This is a genomic window from Arthrobacter sp. Hor0625, assembly GCF_052567525.1.
Genome location: NZ_CP199586.1, coordinates 601,868 through 620,579, shown reverse-complemented (window position 1 = coordinate 620,579; position 18,712 = coordinate 601,868). Strand labels below are relative to the sequence as shown.

Genomic DNA, 18,712 nt, shown 5'->3' with positions numbered 1-18,712 from the left:
GAGATCCATGAACCGCACCTCCGGCACCAGCGCCGAACCCCTGTACATCGGTGTCAGCACCAAGATGTACCTGGGCTACCAGCAAAGCCTGCGCTGGCTGTCGGAGGTGCGCTCCGTGGTGGACGCCCGCCCCGCCCTGGGCCGGGAGGTCCGGGTGTTCGTCATCCCGTCCTTCCCCGTCCTGGCGGCGGCGGGGGAAATCCTGGCCAGCTCGCCGGTCCTCCTCGGGGCGCAAAACTGCGCCTGGGGGGACGGCCCGCTGACCGGGGAGGTCGGCCCGGGCATGCTGGCCGAGCTCGGGGTGTCACTGGTGGAGATCGGCCACGCGGAACGCCGGGCGCTTTTCGGCGAGGACGACGGCGTCGTCGCCCGCAAGGTGCGAGCCGCCGTCGACGCCGGGCTCACGCCGCTGCTGTGCATCGGCGAACAGGCCCGGACCGGCCCGGAGGAGGCGGCCGGCGTCTGCCTCTCCCAGGTGCGGGCCGCGGTGGCCGGCGACGAGGAGCTGGTCCGGCGCCTGGTCCTGGCCTACGAACCGGTCTGGGCCATCGGCGCGGACCGGCCCGCCGCGCCGGACTACGTCAACGCGGTGGCGGCACTGATCCGCGAGGGCCTCGGCGGCGCCTGTCCCGTCATTTACGGCGGCAGCGCCGGCCCCGGCCTGCTGCCGCAGCTTCCCGCCGTCGACGGCCTGTTCCTGGGCCGCTTCGCGCACGACGCCGGCAACCTTGGCCGGGTGCTCGACGAGGCGCTTCAGACCTTGGCGGCGGAGAGCAGCTCCTCGAGCCGCTCGTAGCCCTCGCTGACGCCGGACTCCATTCCGGACTGCGCCATGCCGTCCCGTGCCTCCATGCTGGGGTACACCGCGTGCGCGGACAGCCGGGTGCGGCCGCCGCCGAGGTCCGTGAAGGTCAGAAATTCGATACTGACCACGTCCGGGTAGCCGTCGAACTCAAAGGTCTGGATGGCGAAGTCGTTCTCCCGGACCGTGTGGAAGATCCCGCTGAAGACGTGCGGGACACCGTCCGGGCCGGTGTGCGTGTAGCTGTAGCTGCCGCCGGTGCGGAAGTCATAGTGGTCCACTTCCATGGTCAGCCCGCGCGGGCCGAGCCACTGCACGATGAGGCCGGGGTCTTTGTGGGCGCGAAAGACGTCGGCGACGGGGAAATCGAAGTCCCGCTCGAAGTCGATGAAGGGCAACCCTTCCGGGACGGTGAGTTTCAGGGCGTTGCTCATGATGAGTCCTTTGCCTGCGTGCCGCGTGCTGCGGCCTGTGAATGGAGCACGGCGTCGAGGTTGCGGAACTGCCCCTCGCGGACCAGCCGGTACTGGTCGATCCATGCGGTGAGAGCCTCCAGCCGTGCGGGGTCCAGGTGGACGGGCCGGCGCTGGGCGTCGCGCGTGCGCGTGACCAGCCCCGCCTGCTCGAGGACCTGGATGTGCTTCGAGACCGCCTGCTTGGTGATCGCGAAGGGTTCCGCCAGTTCGTTGACCGTGGCCGGCCCCCGGCTGAGCCGGGCGATGATCCGGCGGCGGACAGGGTCGGCCAGCGCCAGGAAGGCGGAGTCGAGGTGTTCGTCGTCGTGGATCACGGGCACGATCCTCTTGTCGGGAGTTCAACTACTTTCCAAGACCGCCCGGCGCGGCTTCGGGCCCGGCCGGGCAGCTGTTCAATGAAGGCTATTCAATGAACAGGTTGATCAACCTCTTGGTTGTTTAACCCTACGCCCGGAAGGCGCCGGGCGCTAGACCCCGGCGTGCAGCCGGGGGAGCGCCTCCACCAGGGTTGCCAGTTCCGGCACCTCTCGCGCTTGGTCCAGGGCGCGCTCCAGGGCCGCGTCGTGCGCCGGCCGGGTCTGCTCCAGCAGGGTGATCCCGCTGGGCGTGAGTTCGGTGTAGATCCCGCGGCGGTCATCCGCGCAGAGGATGCGGGTCAGCAGCCCGCGGTCCTCGAGTCGGTTTACCAGGCGCGTGGTGGCGCTCGGGCTCAGCGCCGTGGCCCGGGCCAGCTGTTGCATCCGCATATGCCAGCCGTCCTGCCGGCCCAGGGCATCGAGCACGGTGTATTCCACCACCGACAGCTTCGCCTCGGCCTGCAGCGAGCGCTCCAACTCCGCCTCAATGAGTCCGTGCAGTGCCGCGAGGGTCCGCCAGCCTTGCGCCCGGACCTCGACGGCGTCGTCCTTGATGCCCATCTGTGTGCTTCCTTTCAACTCCGGCCCGCGCCGCCGATCCTGCCCGCTGGCGGCGCCCAGAAATAGTTGCTTGCGCGGCATAGTTGCGTGTGCAACAATAAATACCGCGTCTGCAACTAATAGCTTACGACGCTCCCATCCCCCCGTACAGTTCAAAAGGAGTTTCTCCATGCCTATCGGGCTGATTGCACTCGCCCTCGGCGGGTTCGGCATCGGACTCACCGAGTTCGTCATCATGGGCCTGCTGCCGCAGGTGGCCGCCGACTTCCACGTCACCGAAGCCACCGCCGGCTGGCTGATCTCCGGCTACGCCCTCGCCGTCGTCGTGGGGGCGCTGTTCCTGACCGCCGCCGTCACGCGCTTCGAACGCAAGCCGGTCCTCGCCGTGCTGATGCTGCTGTTCATCGCCGGCAACCTCGTCTCCGCGACCGCGCCCGACTACGGCCTGATGATGGCCGGCCGGATCATCGCGGCCCTCTCCCACGGCGCGTTCTTCGGAATCGGTGCCGTGGTCGCCGCCGGCATGGTTGCGCCCACGAAGAAGGCCGGGGCCATCGCCATCATGTTCACCGGCCTGACGGCGGCGAACGTCCTGGGCGTCCCCTTCGGCACCATGCTCGGCCAGGCCGCCGGCTGGCGTTCCACCTTCTGGGCCATCACCGGCATCGGCGTGCTCGCGCTGGTGGGCATCCTGGCCCTGGTGCCCAAGACCGGCCCGGGCGAGGCGGCTGCCGGCGGCCTGCGCGGTGAACTCCGGGCGTTCCGTTCCGGGCAGGTCTGGCTGTCGATCGCCGTGACCGTCCTCGGCTACGGCGGCATGTTCGGCGCCTTCACCTACATCGCGTTCACCCTGACCGAGGTCACGGGCTTCTCCGCGGCCACCGTGCCGTGGCTGCTGATCCTCTTCGGCGTCGGCCTCTTCATTGGCAACACCCTCGGCGGCAAGGCCGCGGACCGGAACGTGGACCGAACGCTGCTGGTGGTGCTGGCCGCCCTCGTCGTGGTGCTGGTCGCCTTCGCCCTCACCTCGGCCAACCAGCCGATGACCATCGCCTCGATGGTGCTGCTGGGCGGCTTCGGCTTCGCCACCGTGCCCGGGCTGCAGATGCGGGTGATGAAGTACGCCGACGGCGCCCCGACCCTGGCCTCCGGGGCTAACATCGGCGCGTTCAACGTCGGCAACGCCCTGGGGGCATGGATGGGTGGCGTGACGATCACCGCCGGGCTCGGCTACACCTCACCGATCTGGGCCGGTGCCGGGATCACCCTGCTGGGACTGGCCGTGATGGCCCTGGCCGCAGGCGCCGCCCGGAAGACTGCCGCCGCCCGGATGACCGCGGCCCGCGCGGAGGCCCCTGCCAGCGCGGATGCAGCCGTCCCCGCGGAGGCGCGGGTTCAGGAGGCGGGAACGCCAGTTGCCGCCACGCGGGCCTAGCGGCGGCGCCGGGCGCCGGTCAGGCGGAAGCCGGAGTGTTCCGGCAGACGTCCACGAAGGCCCGGAACGGAGCCTGCCGCTCCCCGGCCGGCAGCTCCAGGGCCTCCGGGTGCCACTGCACCGACGCCACCCAGCGCTGCGGGTCCTCTAGGGCCTCCACCGTCCCGTCGTCCGCCACCCCGGTGACCATGAGACCGTCGGCCACGCGGGCCACGGCTTGGTGGTGGCCGGAGGCAATCTTGACCGTCAGCGCCCCGGCCGCCCCGTACAGGGCGGCCACCTTGGAACCGCCCGCGATCCCCACCTCGTGCCACGCCCAGGGCCCGGCACCGTGCACCGGGGCGGGCTCCCGGTGCGGCACAGAACCCTGGTCCATGTCCTGGACCAGGGTTCCGCCGTACAGCACGTTCAGCAACTGGTGCCCCCGGCAGATCCCCAGCACCGGGACACCGGCGGCGATCGCCTGCCGGGCTACGGCAAGGTCCAGGGAGTCCTGGTCCCGGTTGACGTCGTAACAGGCGGGCCCGGGCTCCTCCCCGTACAGCCGGGGATCCAGGTCGCCGCCGCCGGGAAGAATGACGCCGTCGAGCCGGCCGGGTTCCTCCGCCGCGGTGAGCAGCACCGGGTCGCCGCCGCCGTCGCGCACGAGGTCGACGATGTAATCGAACAGGGCGTTGGCCTCGCCCACCCGCGGATCGGGGTCCGAGGAGTTGGTGAGCCGGACCGGAATGCCGATGCGGGGGCGGACGCCGCGGGGGCCAGCGGGATTCTGCATGCTTCATTCTGCATCACCGCCGCGGTGCCAGCGCATCATGACGGCGCGCGGGGCAGGGCTAGGATTGCCGGATGAACAGCAAGTACCTCGTGTCCCGAAGCCGCTTCATCGCCGCCGCCCCGGAAGCCATCTTCGACGTGCTGGCCACACCCGCGCTGCACAGCGTGATCGACGGCTCGGACACCGTGAAGGGAGCCCAGCCGCGCGGGCCCGAGCGGCTCAGCCTCGGCGGGAAGTTCGGCATGGAGATGAACATCAAGCTGGACTACAAGATCCTCAACACGGTCTGCGAGTTCGAGGAAGGCCGGCGGATTGCGTGGCGCCACTTCGGCGGCCACGTCTGGCGCTATGTGCTGAGCCCGGTGACCGACGACGCCGGGACACCCGGCACCCTGGTCACCGAGCAGTGGGATGCGCGGCACGTGCCGGCCCGGATCCTGCTCCGCTTGGCCGGTTATCTCCGCCGCCACCCCGCGAGCATCGAACAGACCCTTGCCAAGCTTGACGCCTACCTGACCTCGGGAGCCGGGACTGCCGCCGGCGCCGCCCCGGATCCCCAGCACTAGGGCCGCCGGATGAGCGCCGCCCGCAGCCTGCACCCGAGCCCGCGCACCCTGGAGGTCGAAAGCCTCGACGCCTTCGACCGGCTGGTCGCAGCCGGCGCCCGCAGCATGCACGGCTGGCACCTGCAGTCCCTGGACCTGCGCGGCCGGGGCGAACCGCTGGAAGCCCTCGACGCGCAGGGCGCGATCTTCCTCGGCTGCAGCTTCGACGACGGCGTCGAGGAATCACTGCGCAGCCGCGGCGCCCTGATCTTCCCCAAGCTGGAGGCGGTGCCGTTCAACCCCTACCGCGGCCGGCTCTACACGCCGCAGGAGCTTTACGCCGGCGTCGAGCACCACCGCTACGAGGCCACCCTGGATGCCCGGGTGTACCAGTGGAGCATCCGGCCCGGCCAGCGGCACCGCCTGGACGCCACGCTCGCCGCGGCGCTGCACGACCATTCGATCGGCGACGCACTGGAGGAACTGACCCGCTCCGAGCTGTGCCATGGCCGGACCATGGTGGGGGTGATGGGCGGGCACGCCGCGAGCCGCGGCTCGGCAGGCTTCACCGGGGCGGCGCAGCTGGGCCGCCTGCTGGCCCGCAGCGGCCGGGTGGTCGCCACCGGCGGAGGGCCAGGCACGATGGAGGCCGCCAACTTCGGCGCCTACCTCAGCAACGCCGCCGAAGCGGACTTCGACCAGGCGCTGGCCAGCCTCGCCGCCGTGCCCGGGTTCCGGCCCTCGGTCTCGGCGTGGGCGCGGGCCGCGGCCGCCGTCGTCGACCGGCACCCGGACGGGGTCCCGTCGCTGGGCATTCCCACCTGGTTCTACGGGCACGAGCCGCCGAACTATTTCGCCACGCATATCGCCAAGTACTTCGCCAACGCCATCCGCGAGGCGATCCTGCTGGAGCTGTGCAACGGTGGCGTGATCTTCCTGCCGGGCTCCGGCGGCACCGTGCAGGAGATCTTCCAGGACGCGTGCGAAAACTACTACGGGGCGCCGGAGACCATCACGCCAATGGTGCTGGTGGGCGCCGAGCACTGGCTGCGCCGGTTCCCGGCCTGGCCGCTGCTGCAGAGCCTCGCCGCGGGCCGGCGGATGGAGCGGCGGATCTTCCTGGTCGACAGCGTCGAGGAAGCGCTCGCCGTCCTCGACCGATAGGACGGTCGGGCCCGGCAGCGTGCGGCGTGCCTGGCGGCCCGGCAGCGGCGCACGGAAGTGCTCAGAGGTCCTTGCGGCAGGGGGCGCGGCCCAGCTCGTGCAGGCCGGTCAGGTCACCGGCGGCCAGCCCGTCGGGTGCGCCGATCTCGGGATACATCAGCTGGGTCGGGTCGTCGACGTGTTCGAGGCCCATCACGTGGCCGAGCTCGTGCAGGATCACGGCGGTGGCGTACGCCGAACCGTCCCCGCGGCGCAGTTCGTCGGTGATCTGGGGCGCGTCTAGCTCCAGGCTGCCGGTGACGAAGCTCTTGGGCCCGTCGCCGAAGCTGAAGTGCGTGCTGCCGCCGGTGCCGATCACGGCGCCCTTGAGCTGCGGTGCCTGTTCCGGGGTGGTCCACGCGATCAGCAGCGGCGCCCAGCGCTCGCCGTAGCGCTCCTTTTGGTAGGGCGCGCGGGACGGGGAGGGGTTCTCGGTGGTGGCGCCGTCGTCGACGAACTTGATCCCGGTTGCCTCGGACACGGTCCTGATGGCGTTTTCCACCAGCTGCCCGGCGCCCGCCGGGGCGAGCGCGGTGTTCACCACGTAGTGCAGCGGCCGGCAGGGGGAGTAGCCCACGGGGGTGCCGTCGGCGTTGGTGGCCAGGAACTTATAGGAGGCGCTGGCCGACGGCGGTGCCGCCGGCTGTCCGAGCGGCTGGTCCTGCTCCTCGTAGCCCGGCGGCGGAACGGCCATCTGGGAGCCGTCCTCCGGAACACCGGCCTGCCGGCCCACCGGGCTGGCCGTCGGATGGGCGGCCGGAGCGGCAGGCTGGGTGCGGGCGCCGTCATTGAATTCGAACAACCCGACGAAGCGGGGATCCCCGTAGACCAGGCTGGCGGCGAGGAACGCGGAACACCCGATCAGGACGACGGCGGCCAGGTCGCGGACCACCCGGGCCGACCCGCGGGCGCGGCTGTGCCGCGGGCCGCGCGGCCTCAACCCGGGATCGTCCACTAGGCGACCACCGCGCCGAAGGCCATGCCAAGAAGATACGTGACGCCGGCCGCGCCGATGCCGATGGCGAGCTGGCGGAACGCCCGGCTGGCGGGCGAGGTGCCGGAGAGCAGCCCGACGACGCCGCCGGTGAGCAGCAGTGCGATGCCCACCAGGGCCGCCGATACCACCAGGGCGGCAACGCCGGTCATGCCAAGCAGGAACGGAATGATCGGCACGATGGCGCCGGACGCGAAGAAGCAGAAGCTCGACGCCGCCGCGCTCCAGGCCGTGCCGACAGCCTCGTGCTGGTCCTCGGCTTCGGGCAGCTCGGGGCGGAGGGAGAGGCTGGGATCGCAGTCGCAGTCCCGCAGGCCCATCCGCTCCGCGACGCGGTGCTCGGCGGCCTCCCGGGACATGCCGCGGGCCAGGTAGACCAGCAACAGTTCGTTGTGTTCGATGTCCAGTGACGGGGCCGCGGCCAGGGTCACCTGGGTCGGCCGGGTGGCGGCGAGGAGTTCCCGCTGGGAACGGACGGAGATGAACTCGCCGGCGCCCATGGACAGGGCCCCGGCCAGCAGCCCGGCGACGCCGCTGAGCAGGACCACGGAACTGCCGACGCCGGACGCCGCCATGCCCATGACGAGCGAGAGGTTGCTGACCAGGCCGTCGTTGGCGCCGAAGACTGCGGCACGGAAGCTGCCGGCGAGCCGGTTGCGGCCGCGGGTCGCCAGGCCGCGGACCACTTCCTCGTGGATCTGCTCGTCGGCGACCATCGCGGGGGTGGCATGCGGATCGGTGGCGTAGGGGGAGCGGCTTTCGGCGCGCTGGGCCAGCGCGAGGACAAACACCGAACCGAAGTGCCGGGCCAGGAAGCCCAGGAACTGGCTCCGCAGCGACGCCGGCCGCGGTTTGCCGGCCTGTCCGCCGAGCAGCTGCAGCCAGTGTGCCTCGTGGCGGCGTTCCGCCTCGGCCAGGGCCAGCAGGATCTCGCGTTCTTCGCCGCTGCGGTTCTGCGCGAGGTCACGGTACACGGCGGCCTCGGCCCGTTCATCGGCGAGGTACTGCCGCCAGCGCTTGATGTCCGCGGCGCTCGCCGGTGACGACGCCCCCGGTGCGGGCGCGGCGGCGGGCTCCGGCTGGGGACCGGGCGCTACGGAGGGCACGGTGCGGCCGGGTCCTGACTGGTTGTGGTCAGATGGCGCGTGCTGGGACACGGAAAACTCCTGGGTTGACGGGGCATGGTTCGGCCCCATTGCCACCCCAGCCTACCCCGGATTTCCGCGGATTTTCGGCCGGTAATCCTCAGCGGAAAGTTTCGGCGCACCGTAAAGTAAGCCAACTTAGCATCCTGCCGCGGTGCGGCGGCAGCACCCTTGACCGCCACCGCCCGCGGTGTTCGAATAAACACCTGGGCGGGTTCAACGGCAGGCCCGCCCGGCCGCTTCCGGGACCGTCCTGCGGCCCCCGCGGCGGTCCGCACTCTACTGCCGCCGCCCCACCGCACGGAGGTTGCACCATGGACACCACCGGACCACACGCCGCCCAGCCGGCCAGGGATTCCGTTGAATCGGATCCCGCCTACGACTTTGCCGAGGACGCCCCGGTGGGGGACGCCGAAACCGTCGACGTGGAACTGCTGGAGGAAGCCGACCGACTCGTGCCGCTGGACGCGGAGGATTTCCTGGGCGACGAGCAGCCCATCGAGCCCGCCGACGCGGATGAATTCCGGGCGCCGGAGGACGAGGAGTAGACCGCGGCGGTGCGCCGGACGCTCCGGCACCCGCAGACACGACGACGGCGGCGCCTCCCCGCGGAGGGAAGCGCCGCCGTCGTCGTAGCCGGAACTGGTGCCGGCCCCGCCGGGCAGCCGCGCTGAAACGCTGCCGCCCCGCCGGCGTCGTGCCGCTAGTGGCTCAGCGCCGGTGCCTTGTCCTCCTCGGCAACGGCGCCGCCGGCGACCCGTTCCTGCCAGTGCCGCATGACGGCCGGATCCGTGGGCTTGGTCAGCAGGGAAACTGCCAGGTAGACCACGGCGGAAGCCAGCAGGCCGTAGTAGATGGGTTCGTTGGCGTAGATGCCGTCCAACGGCACCTCGGCGTTGACCTCCAGGACAATCATGGTGCCGAGGGTGATCACCGAACCGACCGCCATGGAGGCGGCCGCTGCCGCTCCGGTCCCGCGCTTCCACACCAGGCCGCCGAGGATCGCGACGAGCAGTCCGCCCACCAGGATGTCGTAGGCAATGGTGAGGGCGGCGACGACATCCTTGGTGATGATCGCGATCACGATCGCCACGATGCCCAGGCCCAGGACCCAGAGGCGGTTGGCCCGGACGTCGTGTTCCGGGTTGTCCGTGTCATCGGTGCTGATGTGCTTGCCGAACCAGCTGGCGACGAACGGCAGGACGTCGGCGCGGGCCACGGTGGCCGCGGCGATCAGGGCGCCGGAGGCGGTGGACATCATGGCGGCAACGGCCGCGGCGAGGACCAGGCCGCCGATGCCGATCGGCAGCAGGTTCGTGGCGACCTCGGCGTAGACCACGTCCTTGCCCAGGGCCTTGACGTCGATGTCCGGCAGGGCCACGCGGGCGCCGAGGCCGATCATGGCGCCGGCAGCGCCGTAGAGGATGCAGTAGATGCCGGCCGTGGCCCCGCCCCAGCGGGCGACCGTGGGGGTCTTGGCGGTGAAGACGCGCTGCCAGATGTCCTGGCCGATCAGCAGGCCAAGGGTGTAGACGACGAAGTAGGTGATGATCGTCTGGACGCCGATGCCGTCGATCTGGAAGAAGCTGTCCTCGACGCGGCTGCGGATCCCGTCGATGCCGCCGGCGGCGTTGAGCGTGAAGGGCAGCATGAGCAGGAAGATGCCCACCGTCTTGATCACGAACTGGACCTGGTCGGCCAGGGTGATGGACCACATGCCGCCGATGGTCGAGTAGACCAGGACGATCGCGCCACCGATGGCTATGGCCAGAGCGCGGTCCCAGCCGAAAAGGACCACGAAGATTGTGGCGTAGGCGCTGGTGGACGTGGCGCAGAGCATCAGGGTGTACGCCAGCATGACGATGCCCGAGGTCTGGGTGGCGCGGCTTCCGTAGCGCAGGTTCAGCATCTGCGAGACGGTGTAGATCTTCAGCTTCTGGATGGTGCTGGCGAACAGCAGGCTCAGCAGCAGGACGCCGGCGCCGATGGCGACCACCAGCCACATGCCGGAGATGCCGAACTTGTAGCCCAGGCCGACGCCACCGACGGTCGAGGCACCGCCCAGGACGACGGCGGCCATGGTGCCGGTGTAGAGGAACGGGCCGAGCCGGCGTCCGGCTACGAGGAAGTCACTATTGGTCTTGGTGCGGGATTTACCCCACCATCCGAAGGCCAGCATGGCGATCAGATAGACCACCACGATGGCGATGTTGACGAAACTTGCGTCCATTGAATGCTCCTCGGAGCGGTTGGGCGGCGACGCCGCCGGACCGCAACATTGCGGCCGGTGGTCGGCGATGCCAGACGGTTTAGGGCTGACGGGTTCGGTATCGGTGGCCAGGAGCCGGGGCTGAAGACTGGAGCCTCGGCCGGATTATGCGACCGGACGCCTGCAATGATTGCCTAATAGGCAACACTTGTTGCCACACACTAGGGTGTGACCCCCGCAACAGTCAAGGCGGACCGGCCCCGTGTCCCGGCGGGCCGTCCCGCGCTGCAGGGGGCTAGGATTGGCTCCAGTACGGGGCCGCGCGGCCGACCGTGAAAGGTTCCCAGATGAAAGCTCTTCCCGTTGAACCAAGCAACGTACCCGTTGCTATTGGTTCCAGGATCCGTGCCGCCAGGCAATCGCAGCGGCTCACGATCGAGCAGGTGGCCGACGCCACCGGCCTGACCAAAGGGTTCCTTAGCCGGGTGGAACGGGACCTGACCTCGCCGTCCGTCAGTTCGCTCGTGACCCTGTGCCAGGTCCTGTCCATCTCGATTGGCGACCTCTTTGCCGCTCCGGAAACCCATCTCACCCGGCAGGGCGAGGGGCCGCGGATCTCACTCGGCGGCGAGGGCATCGTCGAACGCCTGCTGACGGCCCGCTCGGAACGCCGGGTCCAGATCATCCAGGCCGTGATCGAACCCCGGGGCCGTGGCGAATCCGAGCTTTACGCCGTGGACTGCGACGTCGACGTGCTGCACGTCGTCAAGGGCCGCATCCGCCTGGTGCTGACCAACGAGGAGTTCGAGCTGCAGACCGGCGACACCGTCACCTTCCCCGGCCGGGAGCCGCATACCTGGATCAACCCCGCCGACGAGCCCGTCGAAGTGCTCTGGGTGCTGGTCCCGGCCGCCAGCCGCTAGGCGCCCCGGCCGCTGGTCCCCGCTGCCCCCGCTTGGTGCGCTGGCCGACCCTCAACCCTCAATCCTTCGGCGCGCCCCGGGCCTTCCCGCCCAGTTACTCCCGGCAGCACCGCGCCCGCCGCGCCAGGGACCCCGGTTTTCCGCGGACGTCCCGACGTGTCCGGCCAAGTAACCGGGCGGGAGCGTCCGCACCCTGACCCTTCGGCGCCCCGGGCCTTCCCGCCCAGTTACTCCCGGCAGCAGTGCGGTCGCCGCGCCAGGGACGCCGGTTTTCCGCGGACGTCCCGACGTGGCCGGCCAACTAACCGGGCGGGAGCGTCCGCACCCTGACCCTGGCTCTACCGGACACGCCGCGGTCCCTCGGCCAAAACCGCCCGGATCTCGGCCAGCACGCGCTCCGGTTCGACCCAGATGTCCTCGGGCATGTAGTGGAGCGACGCGAAACCCCCGAGGGCCGCGGCATTGTTCCGCTGGAGGTCCCGACGAAGGTCTTTCCGGCTCGAGTGGAACGCAAAGCCGTCCACTTCGACGATCAAGAACCCTTCCAGCAGGAAGTCGACCCGGCCGATGCCGGGCAAAAAGATCTGGGCGTCGTAGCCGATGCCGTTGGTCCTGAAGAGATGCTGGGCGTCCACTTCAACAATGGACTCTGCCCGCAGATCGAGTAACCGAAGTGCCCGCCGGGCAGTCCCGGACCGGTCGGCGGTGAGTTCGGCTTTCAGCAGTGCCAGCGGGACGCCGAGCAGCCGCATGGCCGACGTCGCGATAGCGGTGGACGCCGGGGGAGCGAGGCAGCCCAGGGCATGCAGCACCACATCTTCGACGGCGGCCACGGGAAGCTCCGCGGGCCCCTCGAACCGAACCGTCCGGTGCCGGACAAAGCCGCGGCCGTGGCCGTGGTTGCACGCGAGGTGGTGCCGGGCGGGCGGGTCCCGCAGCCAGAGGCCATAGTGGCGGGCGGCGCTGGCACAGCTGACCCGGGCATTGTGCTGCAGGGCGGCCAGGAACTCGGGTCTGCAGTCGGGCAGGGCAAAGACGCCCCTTCGTGGCTGGCGGGCAACCAGGGACAGCCGGGCAACATCCCGGCGGCTGTAGCCGGCGGACAGGAACTGGCCGGTCCGGGCGACGCCGCCCAGCTGGGCCAGGTAGGCGAGGGGATCCATAGGACAAGTGCAGATTGCCGCCGCCCCGGCTGGAACCGGGAAGCCCTGCTATCTGGACAACTTTGCGGGCTCCGCGGTCGCCGGCCCCGAGCGTTCCCGCCCAGTTACTTCCCCGGCCGGCGTGTCGCGGCAGCCGACATCCGCGGATCCACGCGTCTTCGGCCGAGCGGCGCGACCGGCGGCGGCCAGTAACTGGGGAGGAACGTCCGGCCCTCGCGGAGAACCGGGCAATTGGGCGGCCCGGGCGGGGGAACGGTAGCGCCCGGGGCGTCGACAGCGGCAGTCAGGTAAACATCTGATGCGCCACGGGCAACTTGAAGTGTATGATGGCAATCACACCCGCCGGACCACCCCCTAAGGAGACGCCACTCGTGGAAGAGCTGCGCATCGAAGCCAACGGCAACCTCGGCCCCATCGATTCCTCCCGCATCCCGCGCTATGCCGGGGCCGCCACCTATGCCCGGCTGCCGCGGCTGGACCGGGTCTCCAAGGCCGATGTCACCGTCGTCGGGGTGCCGTTTGACTCCGGCGTCTCCTACCGGCCCGGCGCCCGCTTCGGCGCCAACCATGTCCGGGAGGCCAGCCGCCTCTTGCGGCCCTACAACCCGGCCTGGGATGTAAGCCCGTTCGAAAACATCCAGGTGGCCGACGCCGGCGACATGGCCGTCAACCCGTTCAACATCAACGAGGCGATCGAGACCATCCAGCAGAACGCGCTGGACCTGACCGCCTCCGGCAGCAAGCTGCTGACCCTCGGCGGGGACCACACCATCGCCCTGCCGCTGCTCCGCGCCGCCGCCGAACGCGCCGGCCAGCCCGTCGCCATGCTGCACTTCGATGCGCACCTGGACACCTGGGACACCTACTTCGGCGCCGAATACACCCACGGCACCCCCTTCCGCCGCGCCGTCGAAGAAGGCATCCTCGACACCGAGGCAATCAGCCACATCGGCACCCGCGGCCCGCTCTACGGCAAGAAGGACCTCGACGACGACCACCGCTTCGGGTTCGGCATCGTCACCTCCGCCGACGTCTACTACCAGGGCGTGCTGGAAACGGTCGCCAAGGTCCGCGACCGGATCGGCAACCGCCCGCTCTACATCTCCGTCGACATCGACGTCCTCGACCCGGCCCACGCCCCCGGCACCGGAACCCCGGAAGCCGGCGGCCTCACCAGCCGCGAACTGCTCGAAATCATCCGCGGCTTCCGCGGCATGAACCTGGTGGGGGCCGACGTCGTCGAGGTCGCCCCCGCGTACGACCACGCCGAGATTACCGGCGTCGCGGCCAGCCACGTCGCCTACGAACTGGTCACCCTAATGGCGGACAACGCCGTCGACGGCGACCGTGCCGGCGCGCCGAACGGCTACGCCGCGCAGGCCCTCGGCCAGGAGTCCCGCCGCCCGGCCGGCTTCGCCGCCGCCGGAACCCGTCCCGCCGAGACCGGGGCTGCGCTGTGACCGGCGTGCGCAACGGCGGCGACCTCGTCGTCGAAACCCTCGAGGCGCTCGGCGCCAAGACCGTCTTCGGCATCCCCGGCCAGCACGCCCTCGGCCTCTTTGACGCCATGGGCCGCGGCAATCTGCACTTCGTCTCCTCCCGGGTGGAAAACAACTCGGCCTTCGCCGCCGACGGGTACTCCCGCGCCACCGGCGAGGTCGGCGTGCTGTTCCTCTCCACCGGACCGGGCGCCCTGACCTCGCTCGCCGGCCTGCAGGAGGCCTACGCCACCGGCGTGCCGATGGTCGTCGTGGCGAGCCAGATCCCGCTCGAAGGACTGGGCGCCCGCCGCAAGGGCATGCTGCACCAGCTCGATGACCAGAAGGCCTCCGCGGCCAACGTCACCAAGAGCCAGCGCCTGATCCAGCACGCTTCCGGCATCCCCTCGGCCATCCAGGACGCCTGGACCGAGGCCATTTCCTCGCCGCAGGGCCCGGTGTGGATTGAAATCCCGCAGAACGTGCTGCTGGATCCGATCATGGTGCCGCCAGTGGAGGATGCCCTCGCTGAGGCCGCCGATAACCCGCCCCGGGTGGAGCTCGTTCGCGAGGCGGTCCACTGGCTGTCCGAGGCGAAGCGCCCGGCCATCATCGCCGGCGGCGGCACCCGCCGCGGGCACGCGGAGAAGTCGTTGCTGTCCATCTCGGAAAAGCTGCGCGCGCCGGTGATCTGCACCCCCGGCGGCAACGGCGCCTTTCCGTGGAACCATGAACTCTCGCTCCAGTCCTGGATCGAGGATCAGTACATGACCGAGCTGCTCGAGGACGCCGACGTGCTGGTTGTCATCGGGTCCTCGCTGGGGGAGGTCACCTCCAACTACTTCACCTTCGAACCGCGCGGCCGGATCATCCAGATCGACGCCGAACCCCGCGTACTCGAGTCCAACCGGCCCGGCCTGGGCATCCGGGCTGACGCCGGCCAGGCGCTCGCGGCCCTGGACGAGGCCCTGGTCTCCGCCGACGCCCGCCCGGACTGGCACGGCCGCGCGCCGGAGGACCTGGTCAAGGACACCCTGGCCAAGGTCAAGGCCCGGCTGGAATCCCAGGACCTCGCCAAGGAGCTGAAGTTCATGGCCGACATCCGCGAGGCCGTGCCCGCGACGATGCAGACCTTCTGGGACATGACGATCTCCGCCTACTGGGCCTGGAGCTGCTGGGACGCCCGCGAGGGCCAGTTCCACTCCGCCCAGGGCGCCGGCGGCCTCGGTTTCGGCTTCCCGGCAGCTATCGGCGGGGCCGTGGGCCTGGAAACCACCGGGCAGGGCGGCGGCTCGTCCCGCGTGCTCGCGGTCTCCGGCGACGGCTCGGCGATGTACTCGATCTCCGAGCTGGCCACCGCCAAGCAGCACAACGTTCCGGTCACCTGGCTGATTGTCGACGACGGCGGCTACGGCATCCTGCGCGAATACATGGTGGGCGCCTTCGGTAAGGCCACCGCCACCGAGCTGGCCCGGCCGGACTTCGTCAAGCTCGCCGAGGCGTTCGGCGTCCCGGCCGTCCGGGTGGCGCCCGAGGACGTCGGGGACGCGCTGAAGGCGGGCTTCGCCGCAGACGGCCCGAACGTCGTCGTCGTCGAAACCCTGCTCAAGATGTTCGCCCCCACCCACCTGGACGTCTAGCACCCCTCCCCACCCACCAACACCTCCAATAGCGCGAACGGACACTTGAGGCCCCGAATCCCAACGGATTCGGGGCCTCAAGTGTCCGTTCGCGCAGGGGCGTGAGGGCTTCTTAGTTTCCCAAAGCAATCAAATTAAGCTATTGTTGCTTCGGGCAAGTAATTAAGGGGTGTCCTCTCATGTCAGTTGCATCGAGCACTGCGGCCAAACTGGTCCATCAGATTTTCGACCTCCAGCGCGCCGTCCGGTGTGTTGCCGCGGCCAACCTCCGCGGCGAAGACACGGGCGTGGCGCTGCAAGGCGTGCTGCGCTTCGTGGGGGAGGGGGAGACCCGGGCTACCCGCCTAGCGGAACGGCTCGGTGTCAGCGCTCCCGTCCTCAGCCGGCACCTCGCCGAACTGCTGGAGCAGGGCTACGTGGTCCGCCGGCCGGACCCGGAGGACGGGCGGGCGCAGCTGATTGCGCTCTCGCCGGCGGGGGTCGAGAAGCTGCGCTCCATCGAGGCCCAGCGCGCGGCCACCCTGCAGGCCTTCCTGCAGGACTGGAGCGAGGACGACGTCGAAGACACCGCGCGCACCCTGAAAAAACTCGCTGAATCCCTACGGACTTCAGCCCGGGCAAAGACGGCCGGATCCACCAATACGACCACCTTTGTTGAGGAGTAAAACCATGGCCAGCCACGCTGCCGCCGCCGGGCCATCCCCGGCTCCCACACCGCACTCACATCCCGCACCTCCGGTGGCCATGAGCCACCGCCAGATCATGGAGGCCCTGACCGGCCTGCTGGCGGCGTTCTTCACCGCAATCATCAGCAGCACCATCGTGGCCAACGCCCTGCCGACCATCATGTCGGAACTCAAGGGCACCCAGACCGACTTCGCCTGGGTCATCACCGCCGCGCTGCTGGCGAACGCCGCCACCACCCCGATCTGGGGCAAGCTCGCGGACCTGTTCGACAAGAAGTTCCTCGTCCAGCTGAGCATCGTGATCTTCGTCGCCGGTTCCGTCATGGCCGGTTTGTCCGAAACCATCCCGCTGCTGCTGACCGCCCGGGTGATCCAGGGCGTGGCGATGGGTGGCCTGACCGCGCTGGCCCAGGCGATCATTGGCTCGATCATTCCGCCGCGCGACCGCGGCAAGTACTCCGGCTACATGGGCGCCGTGATGGCCGTCGGTACCGCGGGCGGCCCGCTGCTGGGCGGCTTCATCGTCGACAGCCCGCTCGGCTGGCGCTGGACCTTCTTCGTCTGCGTCCCGCTTGCCATCGTCGCCCTGATCCTGCTGCAGATCACCCTGAAGCTGCCGCACGTGAAGCGCCCCGCCAAGATCGACTGGCTCGGCTCCATCCTGCTGACCTCCGGCGTCAGCCTGCTGCTGATCTGGGTGTCCTTCGCCGGCAACCCCGACTACTACGACTGGTGGTCCTGGCAGACGGCCGCGATGGTCGGCGGCGGCGTTGCCCTCCTGGCCCTGCTGGTGTTCGTCGAATCCCGCGTGGCCCAGCCGATCATCCCGCTGAAGATCATCTCCGAGCGCACCACCGCGCTGGCCATCCTCGCCTCGGTGGCCGTGGGCGTCGGCATGTTCGGCTCCTCCGCCTTCCTCGGCCAGTACTTCCAGGTGGCCCGGGGCGCCAGCCCCACCGAAGCCGGCCTGCTGACCCTGCCCATGATCGCCGGCAACCTGATCGGTTCCGTGCTCTCCGGCCAGCTGATCAGCCGCACCGGCAAGTGGAAGCGCTACCTGATCGCCGGGTCCATCCTGCTGATCGGCGGCCTCGGCCTCGCCGGCACCATCGACCACACCACCGAACTCTGCGTGACCGGCCTCTACACCGCCGTGCTCGGCCTGGGCCTGGGCCTGCTGATGCAGAACCTCGTGCTGGCCGTGCAGAACACCGTCCGCGCCACCGACATCGGCACCGCCAGCGCCTCCGTCGCGTTCTTCCGCTCCGTGGGCGGCGCCATCGGCGTCTCGGTCCTGGGCGCCGTGCTCGGCAACCGGGTCAAGGAACTGGCCACCGAGGGCCTGGCCGCCGCCGGCATCCCGGTCGCCGGAGGCTCGGCCGGCGGCAGCATGGACCTGAAGGACCTGCCCCCGCAGATCCGCGATATCATGCGTGCTGCCTACGGTGACGCCACGGCGGAAATCTTCCTGATCTCCGCAGTGATCGGCATCATCGCCCTGATCGCCATCCTTTTCATCAAGGAAAAGCCGCTGCGCCGCACGGTGGACATCCAGCCGGAGGCGACGGCCGCTGCGGCCGTCACCGGTTCCGGAGCAGACGCCGACGGCGTGGCTGCCGCCGGCGGCGCGGTCGCGAGCCCCGCCCACGGCGCGGCCAGCACCGCCACCAACGCCGCCGCCACGGACGGTGCCCCGCAGCGCGCCACCGGCGTCGTCGACTTGGACCGCGAGTTCATCGAGGTTCTGGGCCGGCAGCGCGCCAACGGCTCCCGCTTCCCGGAAGCTGCGCGGCTCTCCCCGGACAGCCGGCGCGACGGCGAGCCCCGGGCCGAACGCGAAGGTGCCCGCTCCCGCTCCCGGACCATGCTGGCCGAGGCGGAGACCCGGGCCGACGCCGCGGACCTGCTGCCGCTGCTGCTGCAGACCCAGCAGTTGCTGGCCGAACAGCAGGTGCAGCTCTCCGAGGCCCTGCGCGCGGTCCAGGAGCAGGCCGCGGAGCAGCGGGCCATCGCCGCCGAGCAGGCCAAGGCCAGTGAACAGCTCACCACCCTGCGCCGTCAGCTGGCCAAGGAACGGAAGCTGCAGCGCGCGGCGGCGGACTACATCGCCACGCACGGCCGGCACCGCAGCGAATAGCGCTCCCCGGCACGCCACAGCGGCCCCGCACCACCCGGACCCCCGGGTGCTGCGGGGCCGCTGCGTCCCCTGCGGGCACCCCCCGGCGGGCACCCCCGCCAAGCTGTCCGCTTCCGGAACGGCCCGGAGGTGTTGCCCCGGCGGGAGATTCCGTAGAGTAGGACAGCTCAGGGTGTCGGCCCGG

The 18,712-nt window shown here is 70.3% G+C and carries 18 protein-coding genes; 10 read left to right on the top strand and 8 right to left on the bottom strand.

Annotated elements, in window-relative coordinates; all coding sequences use genetic code 11:
* Positions 1 to 7 precede the first annotated feature (7 nt).
* The gene (locus ACTWLI_RS02695) at positions 8 to 796 is read left to right on the top strand and encodes a triose-phosphate isomerase family protein (RefSeq protein ID WP_445155167.1); all 789 of its coding nucleotides are present in this window, start codon (positions 8 to 10) and stop codon (positions 794 to 796) included.
* On the opposite strand, the gene ACTWLI_RS02690 is transcribed toward ACTWLI_RS02695, so the two are convergent.
* The 3 genes from ACTWLI_RS02690 to ACTWLI_RS02680 form a co-directional block, all read right to left on the bottom strand.
* The gene (locus ACTWLI_RS02690; RefSeq protein WP_445155166.1) at positions 754 to 1,236 is read right to left on the bottom strand and encodes an SRPBCC family protein; all 483 of its coding nucleotides are present in this window, start codon (positions 1,234 to 1,236) and stop codon (positions 754 to 756) included. The genes ACTWLI_RS02695 and ACTWLI_RS02690 overlap by 43 nt on opposite strands.
* Positions 1,233 to 1,592, bottom strand: a complete 360-nt coding sequence (locus ACTWLI_RS02685) for an ArsR/SmtB family transcription factor (protein ID WP_445155165.1) — start codon at positions 1,590 to 1,592, stop codon at positions 1,233 to 1,235. The genes ACTWLI_RS02690 and ACTWLI_RS02685 overlap by 4 nt, the downstream gene beginning before the upstream one ends.
* A 153-nt stretch (positions 1,593 to 1,745) precedes the next feature.
* The gene (locus tag ACTWLI_RS02680; RefSeq protein WP_445155164.1) at positions 1,746 to 2,195 is read right to left on the bottom strand and encodes a MarR family winged helix-turn-helix transcriptional regulator; all 450 of its coding nucleotides are present in this window, start codon (positions 2,193 to 2,195) and stop codon (positions 1,746 to 1,748) included.
* A gap of 169 nt (positions 2,196 to 2,364) precedes the next feature.
* Here ACTWLI_RS02680 and ACTWLI_RS02675 point away from each other — a divergent pair, with 169 nt between their 5' ends.
* Complete coding sequence (locus tag ACTWLI_RS02675; protein WP_445155163.1) at positions 2,365 to 3,630, top strand: MFS transporter; 1,266 nt, start codon at positions 2,365 to 2,367, stop codon at positions 3,628 to 3,630.
* 19 nt (positions 3,631 to 3,649) lie between these two features.
* Here the strand turns inward: ACTWLI_RS02675 and ACTWLI_RS02670 are convergent, their stop codons facing one another.
* Entirely contained in the window at positions 3,650 to 4,405 is a 756-nt protein-coding gene (locus ACTWLI_RS02670; RefSeq protein ID WP_445155162.1) for a gamma-glutamyl-gamma-aminobutyrate hydrolase family protein, read from the bottom strand.
* Positions 4,406 to 4,476: 71 nt separating this feature from the next.
* Between ACTWLI_RS02670 and ACTWLI_RS02665 the strand changes: the two genes are divergently transcribed.
* Positions 4,477 to 4,971 carry a polyketide cyclase / dehydrase and lipid transport gene (locus ACTWLI_RS02665; RefSeq protein ID WP_445155161.1) on the top strand — a complete coding sequence of 165 codons (495 nt, stop codon included), beginning with the start codon at positions 4,477 to 4,479 and terminating at the stop codon, positions 4,969 to 4,971.
* A gap of 9 nt (positions 4,972 to 4,980) precedes the next feature.
* On the top strand, positions 4,981 to 6,114 hold the full coding sequence (locus ACTWLI_RS02660) for an LOG family protein (protein ID WP_445155160.1): 1,134 nt from the start codon (positions 4,981 to 4,983) through the stop codon (positions 6,112 to 6,114).
* A gap of 61 nt (positions 6,115 to 6,175) precedes the next feature.
* On the opposite strand, the gene ACTWLI_RS02655 is transcribed toward ACTWLI_RS02660, so the two are convergent.
* Entirely contained in the window at positions 6,176 to 7,108 is a 933-nt protein-coding gene (locus ACTWLI_RS02655; protein WP_445155159.1) for a matrixin family metalloprotease, read from the bottom strand.
* On the bottom strand, positions 7,108 to 8,304 hold the full coding sequence (locus ACTWLI_RS02650; protein WP_445155158.1) for a VIT1/CCC1 transporter family protein: 1,197 nt from the start codon (positions 8,302 to 8,304) through the stop codon (positions 7,108 to 7,110). Before ACTWLI_RS02650 ends, ACTWLI_RS02655 begins: the two co-directional genes overlap by 1 nt.
* Positions 8,305 to 8,606: 302 nt before the next feature.
* Here ACTWLI_RS02650 and ACTWLI_RS02645 point away from each other — a divergent pair, with 302 nt between their 5' ends.
* Positions 8,607 to 8,840: a hypothetical protein gene (locus ACTWLI_RS02645; protein WP_445155157.1), complete on the top strand. Its 234-nt coding sequence runs from the start codon at positions 8,607 to 8,609 to the stop codon at positions 8,838 to 8,840.
* Between the two features lie 155 nt (positions 8,841 to 8,995).
* Here the strand turns inward: ACTWLI_RS02645 and ACTWLI_RS02640 are convergent, their stop codons facing one another.
* Positions 8,996 to 10,522: a sodium:solute symporter gene (locus ACTWLI_RS02640; protein ID WP_445155156.1), complete on the bottom strand. Its 1,527-nt coding sequence runs from the start codon at positions 10,520 to 10,522 to the stop codon at positions 8,996 to 8,998.
* A 326-nt stretch (positions 10,523 to 10,848) separates the two neighbouring features.
* Here ACTWLI_RS02640 and ACTWLI_RS02635 point away from each other — a divergent pair, with 326 nt between their 5' ends.
* Positions 10,849 to 11,424: a helix-turn-helix domain-containing protein gene (locus ACTWLI_RS02635; RefSeq protein WP_445155155.1), complete on the top strand. Its 576-nt coding sequence runs from the start codon at positions 10,849 to 10,851 to the stop codon at positions 11,422 to 11,424.
* A gap of 338 nt (positions 11,425 to 11,762) precedes the next feature.
* Here the strand turns inward: ACTWLI_RS02635 and ACTWLI_RS02630 are convergent, their stop codons facing one another.
* Positions 11,763 to 12,587: a DUF559 domain-containing protein gene (locus ACTWLI_RS02630; RefSeq protein WP_445155154.1), complete on the bottom strand. Its 825-nt coding sequence runs from the start codon at positions 12,585 to 12,587 to the stop codon at positions 11,763 to 11,765.
* A 371-nt stretch (positions 12,588 to 12,958) separates the two neighbouring features.
* Here ACTWLI_RS02630 and speB point away from each other — a divergent pair, with 371 nt between their 5' ends.
* The 4 genes from speB (at position 12,959) to ACTWLI_RS02610 (ending at position 18,528) form a co-directional block, all read left to right on the top strand.
* A complete protein-coding gene (speB, locus tag ACTWLI_RS02625; protein WP_445155153.1) occupies positions 12,959 to 14,047 on the top strand; it encodes an agmatinase in 1,089 nt (362 codons plus the stop codon).
* The gene (locus tag ACTWLI_RS02620) at positions 14,044 to 15,705 is read left to right on the top strand and encodes a thiamine pyrophosphate-binding protein (RefSeq protein ID WP_445155152.1); all 1,662 of its coding nucleotides are present in this window, start codon (positions 14,044 to 14,046) and stop codon (positions 15,703 to 15,705) included. The genes speB and ACTWLI_RS02620 overlap by 4 nt, the downstream gene beginning before the upstream one ends.
* Positions 15,706 to 15,884: 179 nt before the next feature.
* Positions 15,885 to 16,370: a MarR family winged helix-turn-helix transcriptional regulator gene (locus tag ACTWLI_RS02615; RefSeq protein ID WP_445155151.1), complete on the top strand. Its 486-nt coding sequence runs from the start codon at positions 15,885 to 15,887 to the stop codon at positions 16,368 to 16,370.
* 4 nt (positions 16,371 to 16,374) lie between these two features.
* Positions 16,375 to 18,528: an MFS transporter gene (locus ACTWLI_RS02610; RefSeq protein ID WP_445155150.1), complete on the top strand. Its 2,154-nt coding sequence runs from the start codon at positions 16,375 to 16,377 to the stop codon at positions 18,526 to 18,528.
* Positions 18,529 to 18,712 lie beyond the last annotated feature (184 nt).